Here is a 13,423-nt window from a genome sequence, read left to right as displayed (position 1 = left end):
CGTACTCATGCATACGCTGTTTAAAATTATAGGGCTGGTTATACTCCTGAGCGGAACCACAGTAATGGCCCAACCAACCCAGCCGACAAAAGCCCGGCCACTTCCTAAGGGGCTGCCCAAACGGTCAGCGAATTCTACAGGCGTTCAATTAGCCATGAAAGCCCGGAATTATGGCGATTCCATTGTGCTGCGCTGGAATGTCAATAAAGGAGCCTATTGGCTGCTGGCCAACGAACGAGGCTATATACTTGAGCGGATTACATTCATGCCTAACGGAAAAATTCCATTGCGAAAACGACTCTCAGTCGCACCCATTAAGCCCTGGTCGCTGGATTCCATGAAAAAACGGTTACCACGCGATGACCGCTATGTAGCTATTGCCGCTCAGATCCTGCATGGTAAAAATCCGGGAAATGATCCACAGACGGGGGCTGCTGATTTCTATCGGCTTCACCAACAGCAACAGGGACAATTGTTGGTGGCGGCCATGGCGGCTGAATTTTCACCGTTAGCCGCCAACGCACTCGGCTTACGATGGGTTGATCGGAGTTTCAACAAGTCGGCAATACGGTGCCTCTATCGGCTATGGATTAATAATGGACCTACACCAAAACCTAACGACCTGACCGATACAGTTACGGTGAGCGTTCTTCCTTACCAACTTGATAGCTTGTCGGCTCCGCGAGTGGCTCGTGTCGAATCGGGCGATAGTACGCTGAAACTCATCTGGTATAAGAATCATAACAGTGGCGCTTATGCAGGCTACTACATCGAGCGGAGTCAGGATGGCAAGAAATTTACCCGACTGAATCAAATTCCTTATGTAGCCGCAGCCCCCGATACAGCCGCTCTTCGACAAAACAAACAAATCAACCGTCTGGAAGTCGATTACACGGATTCTGTTCGGGTTAACTACCGGAAATTTTACTACCGCATCATCGGCATCAACAGCTTCGGCGACCTTAGCCCAGTCTCGAAAATACTCGTCGGTAGTGGTCGCGACCTCACCCCTCCCCGCCCGCCAATCGACATTCAGAAGAAAGTAGAAGATAACCGCCGGATCATTCTGTCGTGGACACTTTCGTCTCCATCACCCGATCTGAAAGGATTCTACATTGGACAGGCGAACGATATTGCCGGACCGTATCAGCCGTTGATGAAAACGCTGTTACCGACTTCAACCCGGACGTATACCAATGAGAAACCAGTGCCTTATTTAGGGAAATACTATGTTATTGCAGCTGTCGATACGGCGGGCAACGTTGCTTACAGCTCTCCAGTTACGGCTCAGATAGACGATAAAACACCACCATCTGCCCCTAAGAAACTAACCGTTAAAGTTGATACAAATGGCGTAGCAACCCTTCGATGGCCTAAAAATGCCGAAGCAGATGTGCTCGGTTATAAATTATATCGGTCGTACCAGAGAGATAATGAATACTATCAGCAGCGAACCCTCGACATTTTGGCCGATTCGATGTTTGTGGATACACTCCCCACAAAAACCCTAACCCGTCAGGCATATTATAAGCTAGTTGCGGTGGATTTGAGCAATAACCACTCCGATTTTTCGGAGCCACTAGTCGTTGATATACCAGATAAGATCCCTCCCACCACGCCAATTGTCAAGAATGCAACCGTCCAAAACAACGGTATTCTGTTAACCCTGATTCCAAGTCTGAGTGAAGATGTAACGGAGCATACGTTATACCGACGTGAATCGGGTGGTAATTGGAAGGCAATCAGCAAAATCCCAGGCCATCCAACAGCCGAACTTACGTACCTCGATAGCACACTGGTACATCAGCAATCGTACGAGTATAGTTTGCAGGCACGCGACGCGGGTGGTCGCCTATCTGCGCGCTCGTTTGTGGTAGCGGCCCAGTATGTCAATCTACTGAAAGCCAATGCCCTGCCCCCCACCGATGTTCAGGCAGTCTATAATTCGCAGCAAAAGAGCATTCAACTGAACTGGAAATCAACTGCTCCTGCGGGTTCTTATAAGTTCATGATCTACCGGGGATTAAACAACGAATCGCCTGTTATGTATCGCTCGGTAGAACAGACAAGCTTTACCGATCAGAATTTTTCCGAAGCGGGAACCTACACATATGCCGTTCAGCTCATTACCGCTGATCGCAAATCCGCCCTTAGCAAACCTGTTCAGGCAACCTATAAGCCCTAATAAAGGAATAAACCCAACGCATCATGAAAGCAATTTCCTTAGTCTGGGTCATACTTGGCCTTGTCAGTAGCACAGTTGTGTACGCCCAATCCAACGCTCCGACGAACTTACGCCAAACGGCCGTTACGAGTAATCAGATCGACTTGGCCTGGGACGATAAATCGACCAACGAAACCAAGTTCGAGATTGAGCGTTTGGGGCTAACCGGTAGTTTCATTAAAATTGGCGAAGCTAATGCTAATTCACCTTCATATCAGGATAAGAGCGTTACAAGCCTGAATACGTATAGCTATCGCGTCCGGGCTGTATTTGTCACCGGAGCTTCGTCTACCTACTCCAACACGCTGACGGTTTCAACTCCTCAGGAAGCGCCAGGCACCCCAACAGGCCTTACAGCAACCTTGCAGAATGGTAGTGTAGTGCTTAGCTGGAGCAATGGATCTGGCGGAACGGCAACCAACTACCGTGTCGAACGATCTGTACAGGGCGGTGCATACAGTTTGTATCAGACGGTTTCGTATAGCCGGACGCCCAGCCTGACCGACAATGGCGTACAGGGAGGACAGCAGTATTGCTATCGCGTTCAGGCGACAAACGGTGGAGGTTCGTCAGGCTTTGCCGGGCCCGCTTGCCAGTCGATTCCGCTTACGCCGACCAATATCAAAAACCTGAGCGCAACTACCTTGAGTAGTAGTTCCATTAAATTAACCTGGGATCGTTACGGAAAGGAATCGGGTATTACAATTGAACGACGTAAAGGTCAATCTGGCAATTTCGAGAAGATCAAAGATTGGCTGGCCGACAGTGGCGAGTTCACCGATACGGGCCTGGAAGCGGGCACTGAATACTGCTATCGCATTGGCGAAAGCGGGCATGAGTATTCGGCAGTGGTCTGCAAAACGACTCTTCAGAGCACCCCGACAGCCCCGGCCCGAATGCAGGCTCAGGCAATCGCGTATAACCGAATTGACCTGCAATGGGCCGATCTGAGCAATAATGAATCTCGATTTGAGATTGAACGAGCCACGGGAGGTCCAACGGCTTCGTACATCAAAATTGCGGATGTAGGACCAAACACGCAGACGTACAGCGACCAGAGTGTTCAGGGTAATACGCAATACTGCTACCGGGTGCGAGCCGTCAACGATGTTGGTGCCAGCGGCTATACAGATCCGCCAGCCTGTGCTACAACGCCCACTCCCCCAGCCGGTATTCCACAGAATTTACAGGCTACAGCCACATCTTCCACCCAGATTAATGTGAAATGGGATGCCGTAGCAGGAGCCAGTGGGTATCAACTTGAACGCAGTCCAAACGGTAATGACGGTTGGCAAAACATAGGTCCTTCACCCGCTACAGCAACTACATTTACAGATAATGGGCGGACACCTAATACACGCTACTACTACCGAGTTCGGGCCTTGAATAGTGCTGGCGCACCGGGTGATTTCTCGGGCGTCGTGAATGCCATTACGCCCGATATCCCCCCCGCCGATCCCGCCCGACTCACAGTTACTTCGTTCACCTATAACCAGGTAAATTTGCAATGGGCTGATGTATCGACCAACGAGTCTGGCTTCCAGATTGAACGCTCAACGAATGAAACGAGTTGGGACAAAATTGGTGATGCGGGTGTCAACGCAACGACTTATACGGATAACTCCGCCCTACCACAAACGCATTATTATTACCGAGTCAAAGCGGTCAATGGGGCTGGTTCGTCGAATCCATCTAACGTCGTTGAAGTAACCACGCCCGTTGGCCCACCCGTAGCAGCTCAGGATTTAAAAGCTACAGCAACTTCAACCACGCAAATCAGCCTAAACTGGAGCGGTATCCCGAATGCGACTAGTATTGTCATCGAACGGAGTCCAGACGGTACGAGCAACTGGAGTTCTGTCACAACGGTAGCTGGTAATACGACGAGCTATATCGATAACGGTTTGGCGCCGAATAACCATTATTACTACCGTATTCGCGCTACGAATGCCAGTGGAACCAGCAATAACAGTAACGTCGCCGACGCTACAACACCCGATGTTCCACCAGCCGCTCCAACCCGATTGACCGCTACGGTCATATCTCCAAACCAGATCAATCTGGCCTGGGCCGATCTGTCGACCAATGAAAGCAGTTTTGAAGTAGAACAGGGAAATAGTCAAACCGGTGCTTTCACCAATATTGCGAAACTACCTGCTAATGCCACCACGTTTGAAGTCAAAGGACTGACGGATGCGACGCAATATTGTTTTCGAGTTCGGGCGGTGAATGCGGCAGGTCCATCATCTTATACCGATCCAGTTTGCGCCACTACGCCTTTAGCTCCACCGGCTACGCCAACTAATCTGACGGCTAAGATTTTCGATTACGATCAAATTCGACTAACGTGGGATATTCTTTCGCCCAAAGCCGTAACCGTTAGTATCCAGCGTTCGACCAGTCCGTCCGGGCCATTTATAGAAATCAAACAGCTCCCGGCGGCCAATCTGACCTCGTATATCGACGTAGGCTTGCAGGAATACACAACGTATTATTATCAGATTCGGGCTATTAACACTGCCGGAAACTCGAATTTCTCGAACATCGCTCAAGCTCGTGTGGAAGAAGTAGTGATTGCGGTTGAAGATGAATGGATTACACAAACGCAGGTGTTTGTCGAGAATCGTACGCTGCACATCCGCACTGATTGGCATCGTGCAACCCCGACCCAGGTTCAACTGCATAGTTTGAGTGGGCAAGTGCAGATTTCTGATACGCGACGAGTTGGCTCAACCGATGCCTGGTCGTATTCGCTCGGACAGACACCGGCTGGTTTGTACGTTGTTGCGCTGGTTGCCGAAGGGCGCATTTTCACCAAAAAAATTCTAGTGCCATGAAAAAACAGTTGTATATACTTTTGCTGCTGGCAGGTTTAAGTGGTTGCCAGCCCAAACCCATAACGCCCATTACCGACCTGATCAAAAAAATCTGGAAAGCCAATACCGTTAAGGAAGCCGATCTGCTGGTGTATACGCTTGGCGCAACGAATAATATCAAACCCGGCTATACCAACTATCGACTCGATCTGAGCCAATTAGACAAAGTCATCCTTAAAGATGTCGACGGGCGCGTAACGACCGGCACCTGGAGTGTATCGACCGATAATAAACGACTGATCTTGACGGGTTTGACACCGCAGCCAACTAATACCGGTGGAACGATTGAATATTATATCCTGACCGATCCTGATGGGTCATCGCTCAGCCTGGAGCGAACTGCCGAAAGCCGCAAAACTGGTAATAGCGTCAACCAATATGCCTTGATTCCAGAATAATTGGACTAGAATAGGCGATTTCTGACGGTTATCTAAACCAATAAGTTGAATCTGTTTAGGGTTTCCAGGAGAAATTAAGAACGCACCTTTGTCATTGGAACAAAGAATCTTAATATTTCATAGTTCAAGAGTAAGGTACCTTTAAGATTCTTCGTTCGTCAGAATGATAAACGTACTTTCGGCAAAAACTTCAAACAGGTTCTTTGTTAACTCTTCCCGACTATAAAAAAAGAAGGCAGTGAGTCTATCTTCATACTGCCTTCTTTTTTTATAGTCGGGAAGAGTTAATGGAAATTAGTAGATTCGCCCGGTTATCTCGAGCAAGGCTCAACCGCTTGCTTTTATCACCCCTTTAAACCAACCAATTCATGGGAAAGTCATTCTGTATTGCCCTGCTTTGCCTTCTGGCCTATCTAACGGCTTCCGTTCAGGCACAAACCATTACGCTTAAACCCGTTTGGGAATCCGACACAACGCTACGAACACCCGAATGTGTTTTGGTTGATCCTGTCCAAAAAGTGCTCTACGTAGCTTGTATTAACGGTAGTCCAAAACTGGAAAATACGGGAAGTTTTGTGGCTAAAGTTGGTATGGATGGGAAAGTCATCAAGTTGAAGTTCACCGAAAATCTCAACTCGACCAAAGGAATGGGCATTTTGGGAGATAAACTGTATGTTACCGAGATGAACCAGGTGGCTGAAATTTCACTAGCTACCGGCCAGGTCGTGAAACGATATCCAATCGATGGGGCTAAATTCCTGAATGATATTGCTATCGATACCAAGAAAGGAATCGTTTATGTTACCGATTCGAACGATAGCAAGATTTGGGCAATCGACAACGGTAAACCCCGGCTTGTGTTATTAGGTGCTCCGCTCAAAGGATGCAATGGCCTTTTGTTTGAAAACGATCAGCTTTTAATCGGCAACGGCGATGGTTCGTTACTTTCTTTAGATCCAACGACCAAAAATGTGTCAACCATCGCCAAAGGTATGGGTGGTATCGATGGCATTGTGGCCCTGGGCAATAAGAAATATGTGGTGACGGAGTGGGGCGGAAAGGTTTGGTACATCAATAACGGAACACCCGAACTGAAACTGGATACGTCTGGCGAGAAAATCAACTCAGCTGATATTGGATACAGCGCTTCTTCTCAAATGCTGTTCGTACCTACGTTTTTCCATAATACCGTAAAAGCGTACTCGCTGAAATAAGTCATCCATAAAAAAGGCCGGTTCGGAGTTAACAGCTCCGAACCGGCCTTTTTTATTCTCATAGTAGTCGAATCTGCAATCAAACCAGGCGTTTCAAACGACTATTATACAGGTCCAACGATTCATCACTACCCGCTCCTTTTTTCAAGTCATACAGCAGGTATTCCGAACGCAGACCCATCGCAGCGGCAAGGGCTTCAAAACGGATCTCCTGTTCGATCCAGTCCGACGATTCGCGGCCCGTTTTCGCCTGGTTAATGATTTTAGCGAGCATCAGGGCCGACCAATCGATACTGTGCGTTGCAGCAATCAAATCAGCAATCACTTTCGTGTAGCGAGCATACTTTTTCTGCTCGCTCCCATAATCCCCAATCTGCCAATCGGAAGAAAGTAATTCAATGATTCGTTTTGCGTCCTGTGTACTCACCGGTTTACTAATAAATCACTTGGCTAATGTCTCTATCCCCAATAACCAAGTCCTGCAAAAAAACATTCTACCAATAAACTACAGAATTATCTACTGGTTCCATCACAACGCTTATTTAAACTTGTTGGGATCTAACCGAAAGAATCGAACAGCATTGTTAAACAAAATGTCCCGCTTCTGATCGAATGATAAATAGTCTGCATTTTCAATTACGCTGATAGAGGTTTCGAACAACTTAGGCCACATCATAAAATCCGTTCCGTACAGAATTCGTTTGCCAAATCCAGCCTGTACCAGTCGCTTGAGGTAGGCATGAATTTCGGCTTGCGGATAACTCCAGATAAATCCGGCCAGATCGACGTACACATAAGCGTTTGCCCCCATCAGCGCAATCATTTCGTCGATCATGGGATAACCAGCATGCTGAACCCATATTTTCAGTTTCGGATGGCGAGCCAGCAAATCCTCCAACAAAAACGGTCGGCCCAATGAAGCCCGGTATTTAGCCTGACCAATATTCGCCATTCCGTTTCCGCCCGTTCCCATATGAATGCCGACCGGAATATTCAGCTTTTCAGCGGCAGCGAAATAAGGGTCCAGACTCATGTCGCTTGGCGAAAGTCCCTGGTATTGAGGAGCGACTTCGCCCATCACCTGATAGAAGCCCGACGATAGGGAATCAGTAAAGGCCTGTACAGTCATATCATTGGGAGAACTCACGCCAATTCCAGCAATTACCCGACCTGGAGCACCTTTTTTTAATTGACGCAATATCGCTGGATCACCAAACGCGACAATCGTCATATTCAGCCGTTTCATGGTTTCGAGTATGGCGGCCTGCATTTCCGCATCCGATTTGGCCGGTTTCAATGGATCAACGCAGTCCGTATTCAGAAAAGCACGCATTTGCTGGTTAGGATCGCCACCGGGCATATCGCGTAAGAACCAGGGGCACATTTCAAGGCTAAAACTCGGATTGACCTTCATCGCATGGACGTGCACATCAATGATTGGCAGTGGTCGTTTCGGAGGATCAGTTTGCGCAACGCTGATCCGGACACCAGCCATCAGCAGAACTAATGCGTAGTAAATTGTTTTCATTAGATAGGTTTTTTCGCAAAAAAGCGGGAAATGTTTGATCCATACTATATGATAAAAAGGTCAACTCTATATCAAAAATGTCCTTTTTCTGGTTAACCAACTGCCGTTTCAGACCAAACCAAAATCGGTAAACAGCTTATACATCCATCGTATGAAAACTAGTTTCTTTAGCTTATTTTTTCTGATTGTTTCTTTCGTTTCAGTGGCTCAATCGGCTAAACTGGAAACGGTTGCGGAATTCGGCAAACACCAGTGCATTGGATTAGGCGTTTCGCAGACCAATCGCCTTTTTGTTACGTTTCCAAAGTCGCCTACTGACTACGATTATGGATTGGCAGAAATCATCAATGGGAAACGAGTCCCTTATCCAAACGCTGAATGGAATCAATGGGATTCGCTCAATCCGCAAAACCGATTCATTAACGTTCAAGCTCTGTTCGTCGATCAAACGAATGCACTCTGGGTACTAGATCCCGCTGCGCCTTCCGGAATGAAGTCTTTCCCGGAAGGTAATAAGCTCCTGAAAATCAACTTATCGACAAATAAGATTGAGAAAATTTATCGGTTTGAGGATTTACCCCGCGAACGAACAGGATTGAATGATGTTCAGATCGATACCCGTCGACAATTGGCGTATTTATCTGATCCTGGCCGGGGAGCTATTGTTATTCTGGATCTGAAATCGGGGAAAAGCCGAACTGTGTTGGAAGCTGACAAATCAACCAAAGCTGACCCCAATTTTGTGCTTCGTATTGATGACAAAGACGTTCGGGATGCCAAAGGAAATCCGTTTCGCAGTAACGTCAACGGGATTGCGCTAACCCACGACTTCAAGTACCTCTATTTTCGACCGATCACCCAAACGAAGCTGTTTCGGATTGCAGTAGATCATTTGGCAAATGTTTCCCTCTCTCCTACCGAACTATCATCTTATGTGGAAGTTATGGGTGAAACGGGCGTCTCGCATGGTATGATTGCCGATAAAGCCGGGAACGTTTTTTTGACGGATTCGCCGGATAAAGCCATCCGCTATTTCACGCCGAACAACCAACTTAAAATGCTCGTACAGGATGATCGCCTGCTCTGGCCTGACAGCTTTGGCATTGGCTCCGATGGATATCTTTATGTTACAGCCGCTCAACTCCAGCGTGGCAAACGATACAACGACGGACAGGATAAAGTCGATTATCCATTTCGGCTTTACCGGGTTAAGTTGCCGAATTAGGTTTAACCACAATGCGAATACCAGATTCCCTTATTCCAGCGTACTTTTACATGACATTCCTCTAGCCTTATGCTCAACCGCTACGCTACATCGACGTTTTGTTTACTTTTATTCAGTTCCATTACTCTTTTCGCACAAGATTCGGCTCCTGGTTCATTAGACGATACGCTTCAACTCAATGAGGTTGTGGTTCGGGGATATGCGACGAACCGTCGGTTATTAGAAACGCCCGCATCGGTTGGCTTGCTCACTCGTCGGGATTTGAATCAACGCTTTGGTATACCGACAATTATTCCTGCGCTCAATACAGTACCCGGTGTACGGGCCGACGAACGGTCGCCAGGGAGTTATCGGCTGGCGATTCGGGGAAGTGCGATTCGATCACCGTTTGGGGTTCGGAATATAAAAACGTACTGGAATGAACTACCGCTAACCGATGCGGGTGGTAATACACCTTTGAATGCATTGGATATCCGATCATTAGGTCGGGTTGAAGTAATTAAAGGGCCATCGGGAAGTTTATACGGGGCTGGTACGGGCGGTACTATTTTGTTCAGTGGCCTATCTGTTCCGACCAATAAAAGCAACATTGAAGTGTCGGCGCTTGGCGGATCATATGGTTTGTATGGCAATGGAATCGCCTTACAGACAGGCAAAAACAACTCGGCCATTTCACTCAGCTACAACCACTTACAAAGCGATGGCTATCGCGATCAGAGTGCGATGGTTCGCGATAATTTAAGTCTGACTGCTTCCTTCAATGTCAGCCCTAAACGAACTGTCTCCGTATTAGCGTTGTATTCCGATCTGCGCTATCAGACGCCGGGCGGCCTAACCGAAGCGCAGTTCTTGGCAAACCCGCGCGCTTCACGTCCGGCTACAGCTACACTTCCCAGCAGTGCCGCTCAAGGAGCAAGCATTTATCAGAAATTGGGCTATTTCGGGTTATCGCACGAATACAAATGGAGCGACCGAATTCAAAACACAACCGTGATCTACGGATCGACGACCGACTTTGCCAATCCATTTATCACGAATTACGAAAAGCGGACAGATCTGGGATTAGGCGGTCGTACGGTTACTCAATTCCGCTTTCCCAATAGTCCACTGCCGACAGTTATAACCGTAGGGGCCGAATTACTGCGGAATTTTATGGTCGTTCGGAATTTTGGAAACCGGGGCGGTGTCGCCGATACAATTCAAACCGACGAAGAATTGATCTCAAGACAAACAACGCTCTTTGCCCAGGCCGAAACCGAATTGCCCGGCCATTTCCGGCTAACGGCTGGCCTGAGTCGAAACGATGTACGGTATGATTTCACCCGGTTTATGACCCGTACGGGCGGATTACCAACGGCGATGATTACCCGTAATTTTACACCCGTCTGGCTACCGCGCGTTGCGTTGCTCCGAACGTTTGGGCCAAACTTGTCAGCCTATGCCAGCATTAGCACAGGTTATTCGGCTCCATCGAGTCAGGAAGTACATCCTTCGGCGGGTGGATTCAGTACTACGCTGAACGCCGAACGAGGAACGAATTATGAAGTTGGAATTCGTGGATCCGCTCTTCACAATCATTTACGGTTCGATATCGCGCTTTATAAACTACAGCTAAAGGAAACCATCGTTCGCCGGTCAGATGCCGCCGGAGCCGATTATTTTATCAATGCAGGTCGTACAGATCAGCCTGGTTTGGAAGCGCAACTGGCTTACGATTTCGTTCTACCATCGTCCTTTTCCAGCACTCAGACTTTTACACTGTTGCGCTTATGGAATAGCCTTGCCCTCATCAATTATCGATATCGCGATTACCAGCAAGGAAGCGTTGATCTGTCGAACAACCGGATTCCGGGTGTAGCGCCAACCGCCAATGTCACGGGTGTCGACATGGAAACTCGCGCTGGATTCTACGCGCATTTAACCTATCAATTTTTGCTGGAATTTCAGCTAAACGACGCCAATACAGCCTTATCCAATCCAACCCAATTGTTACAGGCTACGCTTGGATTCCGCAAAAATCTAGGCCAGCACTGGATGCTTGATGTATATGCCAGTGGTGATAATTTACTGGATCGCCAATATTCGCTCGGCTACGATCTCAATGCCGTTGGCAACCGATACTACAATGCCGCCCCTGGCCGTAACGCACTTGGCGGCATCCGGTTAAGTGTGAAATGGTAAGAAAAATGATGAGCAGTCTGTAACCTCTGAAACTATTTTGCTCTCCGTCACGAATCTTACCAAAGCCTACAACGGTCGCACCGTTCTGACAGTACCTGAGTTACAACTTCAATCGGGTATCCATTATTTCCGGGGTGGAAATGGCTCCGGCAAAACCACGTTCTTTCGTACCGTCGCCGGTCTGCTTCCTTTTTCGGGTGAGATCGTTCTGGCAGGTAAATACGAAATTAATCGTGATCCGGTCGCTTATCGGATGCGGGTTAATTATGCTGAAGCAGAACCACTCTATCCAACATTCCTGACGCCACGCGATCTGGTCGGATTTGTGGGTAAAGCCAAACAATCTCCGGCAGGACAGGTAGACGAACTGGCTTACATATTGGGCGTCAATGCATTCTGGACACAACCAACCGGAACGTTTTCGAGCGGTATGCTTAAGAAATTGTCGTTGATGCTAGCCTTGTTAGGTTCGCCCAAACTTGTACTACTGGATGAGCCATTGACGACATTAGACGTAGCGACAGCCGCCAATCTCTTCGCTCACATTCGCCAACTCATTCAGGATCATGGCGTTTCCTTTTTACTGACGTCTCACCAAGATGTTAGTTTGACAGGTCTTGAGCTGACAGGTATCTGGCAGGTTGGCGAGGGACAGATAAAGCCCGTAATGGAATGAGTCGGATGCTATCGTTTCTGAATCGGGTGTTTGTGGGTCCGTTCTACGCCCGTAATGCCGGTACATTTCTGGTAGTCATTCTGTTAGCATTCGGTTTTTTGAGTGCACGCGAACACAAAGCCCTAATCACAGCCGCGCTCGGATCGCCATTTCTACTAGGACTTATTTTTGTTTTGTGGAGTTTGTATTGGCTGAAAACTACGTCATTCGTCCGGCAGGAGCTGAGAGCGCCCGAACACTTGTTTCTGCAAACATTTTGGCTAATACCTACGCCAAAGCGCCTGACGCTTTGGCTGGTAATACACTCCGCACTCCTTGCCCCTATTCTCGCGTACGCAGTCTGGATGATTCAGATAGCGGCAACGTATCAGAAATGGGACTCTCTGAGCGCAATCCTCATTTACGTACTATGTTTGATTGTATCGGGAGCCGCCTTCAACGATTATCGTCTCCGTCATCCGAGTCCCGAAGCGATCCAGTTGCCAAGCCTGACCTTTAAGATTCCGTATGAATTGTTTTTCCCAACGTATTGGCTCCGTTATGAACCTCTGTCGCTCGTTCTAACAAAAGCATTTTCGGGACTTCTACTAGCGGGCGTCTGTCGCCTTTATCCAACTGATGATTACGACCAGCGCCTATTGCTTATTGGTTTGTTGATGGCAGTACTTGGCCATTCGCAAGTAGGCAATCAGATACGCACGTTTGAACGACAATACCTATTACTTCTTCCTAATCTACCCTTTTCATGGCCCCAACGTCTTAGTCGACACAGCCTCACTCATGGTCTCTTGTGGCTACCCGAGCTATTAATTTTGATCCGTAACTGCCCAGTCGAGATTCGCCTGGATTATGTGATCTGGCTCTGGCTGACGGGCTGGGGCTGGTTATTGCTCATGCATACCTACGCCTACAACCGTGACATTCTACCCGACCGATGGCTTACAGGAATTTTTTCGGGATTCATTGTTGGCTTGTTAGCCATTATGTTTGGCCTGCCCGTAGGCACATGGCTAGGATTAGGTTGGTTAGGAGCCGTTTGGTTTGGCTATCGGTCGTTTAGGTAACTGAATCAATAATTCAGTGAATTTAGGAGTATACCGA

10 protein-coding genes are annotated in these 13,423 nt (G+C 48.0%); 8 read left to right on the top strand and 2 right to left on the bottom strand.

Annotation, left to right across the window (positions count from 1 at the left end; translation table 11 throughout):
• Window positions 1-7 precede the first annotated feature (7 nt).
• The 4 genes from ACYVE4_RS01755 to ACYVE4_RS01740 all read left to right on the top strand — a co-directional run bounded on the left by ACYVE4_RS01755 (window position 8) and on the right by ACYVE4_RS01740 (window position 6,712).
• On the top strand, window positions 8-2,185 hold the full coding sequence (locus ACYVE4_RS01755; RefSeq protein ID WP_460995116.1) for a fibronectin type III domain-containing protein: 2,178 nt from the start codon (window positions 8-10) through the stop codon (window positions 2,183-2,185).
• A 23-nt stretch (window positions 2,186-2,208) separates the two neighbouring features.
• Entirely contained in the window at window positions 2,209-5,061 is a 2,853-nt protein-coding gene (locus tag ACYVE4_RS01750; protein ID WP_460995114.1) for a fibronectin type III domain-containing protein, read from the top strand.
• The gene (locus ACYVE4_RS01745) at window positions 5,058-5,498 is read left to right on the top strand and encodes a lipoprotein (RefSeq protein ID WP_460995112.1); all 441 of its coding nucleotides are present in this window, start codon (window positions 5,058-5,060) and stop codon (window positions 5,496-5,498) included. Before ACYVE4_RS01750 ends, ACYVE4_RS01745 begins: the two co-directional genes overlap by 4 nt.
• A gap of 368 nt (window positions 5,499-5,866) precedes the next feature.
• A complete protein-coding gene (locus ACYVE4_RS01740) occupies window positions 5,867-6,712 on the top strand; it encodes an SMP-30/gluconolactonase/LRE family protein (protein WP_460995110.1) in 846 nt (281 codons plus the stop codon).
• A 79-nt stretch (window positions 6,713-6,791) separates the two neighbouring features.
• Here ACYVE4_RS01740 and ACYVE4_RS01735 read toward each other — a convergent pair whose 3' ends face one another.
• Together ACYVE4_RS01735 and ACYVE4_RS01730 are read right to left on the bottom strand one after the other, a co-directional pair.
• On the bottom strand, window positions 6,792-7,139 hold the full coding sequence (locus ACYVE4_RS01735) for a hypothetical protein (protein ID WP_460995108.1): 348 nt from the start codon (window positions 7,137-7,139) through the stop codon (window positions 6,792-6,794).
• Between the two features lie 111 nt (window positions 7,140-7,250).
• Window positions 7,251-8,240: an amidohydrolase family protein gene (locus tag ACYVE4_RS01730; RefSeq protein WP_460995106.1), complete on the bottom strand. Its 990-nt coding sequence runs from the start codon at window positions 8,238-8,240 to the stop codon at window positions 7,251-7,253.
• Between the two features lie 151 nt (window positions 8,241-8,391).
• Here ACYVE4_RS01730 and ACYVE4_RS01725 point away from each other — a divergent pair, with 151 nt between their 5' ends.
• The 4 genes from ACYVE4_RS01725 to ACYVE4_RS01710 all read left to right on the top strand — a co-directional run bounded on the left by ACYVE4_RS01725 (window position 8,392) and on the right by ACYVE4_RS01710 (window position 13,386).
• Window positions 8,392-9,465, top strand: coding sequence for an L-dopachrome tautomerase-related protein (locus ACYVE4_RS01725; protein WP_460995104.1), 1,074 nt, complete (start codon window positions 8,392-8,394; stop codon window positions 9,463-9,465).
• Between the two features lie 69 nt (window positions 9,466-9,534).
• Complete coding sequence (locus tag ACYVE4_RS01720; protein WP_460995102.1) at window positions 9,535-11,646, top strand: TonB-dependent receptor; 2,112 nt, start codon at window positions 9,535-9,537, stop codon at window positions 11,644-11,646.
• Between the two features lie 37 nt (window positions 11,647-11,683).
• Window positions 11,684-12,322, top strand: coding sequence for an ABC transporter ATP-binding protein (locus ACYVE4_RS01715; RefSeq protein WP_460995100.1), 639 nt, complete (start codon window positions 11,684-11,686; stop codon window positions 12,320-12,322).
• A complete protein-coding gene (locus ACYVE4_RS01710; protein ID WP_460995098.1) occupies window positions 12,319-13,386 on the top strand; it encodes a hypothetical protein in 1,068 nt (355 codons plus the stop codon). The genes ACYVE4_RS01715 and ACYVE4_RS01710 overlap by 4 nt, the downstream gene beginning before the upstream one ends.
• The last annotated feature ends 37 nt before the right edge of the window (window positions 13,387-13,423 follow it).

The sequence above is a fragment of the Spirosoma harenae genome, from assembly GCF_054776975.1.
This window is presented reverse-complemented; position numbering and strand designations above follow the sequence as displayed.